Source organism: Vibrio sp. 378, assembly GCF_033339435.1.
In genome coordinates, this window is the sequence record NZ_JAWOUO010000229.1 from 1 (window position 1) to 945 (window position 945).

General features: G+C 47.3%; 1 protein-coding gene and 1 pseudogene. Both read left to right on the plus strand.

Annotated features, from left to right (window positions below; genetic code table 11):
* On the plus strand, window positions 1–570 hold a 570-nt coding region (locus R7Q48_RS25355), incomplete at its 5' end, for an ABC transporter permease subunit (RefSeq protein ID WP_318132907.1).
* 1 nt (window position 571) lies between these two features.
* Window positions 572–945: pseudogene (locus R7Q48_RS25360) on the plus strand (amino acid ABC transporter permease); the annotation flags it as partial.

Sequence of the window (945 nt, forward strand, 5' to 3'; positions counted from 1 at the left end):
AACAAACAACGCCTAACAGGCCAACAAACCCCGATGGGACGAATTGGTTTAGGGCTTCTCGTTGGCTTGCCTCTGCTGGTTTACTTCGTTTCTGGTATGCCAATCTCTTTGGAATACCCAGAACTGAAAGGTTTCAACTTCAAAGGTGGGATCAGCATCATTCCTGAGCTGGCAGCTTTGTTATTGGCGTTAAGTGTTTACACCGCCGCCTTTATTGCGGAAATCGTACGCTCCGGTATCAACGCGGTGAGTCATGGTCAAACAGAGGCCGCGATGTCACTTGGTTTGCCTCGTGCTAAAACGCTCAAGCTGGTTGTTATCCCTCAAGCTTTGAGAATCATCATTCCTCCACTCACAAGCCAATACTTGAACTTAACGAAGAACTCTTCGTTGGCAATGGCTATTGGTTATCCGGATCTGGTTTCTGTGTTTGCTGGTACAACCTTGAACCAGACAGGACAAGCCATTGAGATCATCGCGATGACAATGGGCGTTTATCTAACTCTGAGCTTGCTCACGTCTGCGTTAATGAACTTGTACAACCGCAAAGTTGCGCTGGTGGAGAGATAATATGAGTACACATCAATTTCAGCCCGATCTCCCGCCACCATCAAATACCGTTGGCGTGGTTGGGTGGTTACGCAAGAATTTGTTTAATGGCCCAGTCAACTCCATTGTCACGCTTATTCTTGCTTATATCGTTTTCAATGCGCTTTGGCACATTGTCGATTGGGCATTCATTAATGCTGACTGGATAGGCTCAACGCGTGATGACTGTAGCCGAGAAGGTGCATGCTGGGTGTTCATCAGTGTTCGCTGGGAGCAGTTCATGTACGGCTTCTACCCAGAAGCAGAACTTTGGCGCCCTCGCCTGTTTTACATCACGCTCGCGATTTTCACTGTGCTTCTTGCCTATGAAAAAACACCAAAACGTTTATGGATTTG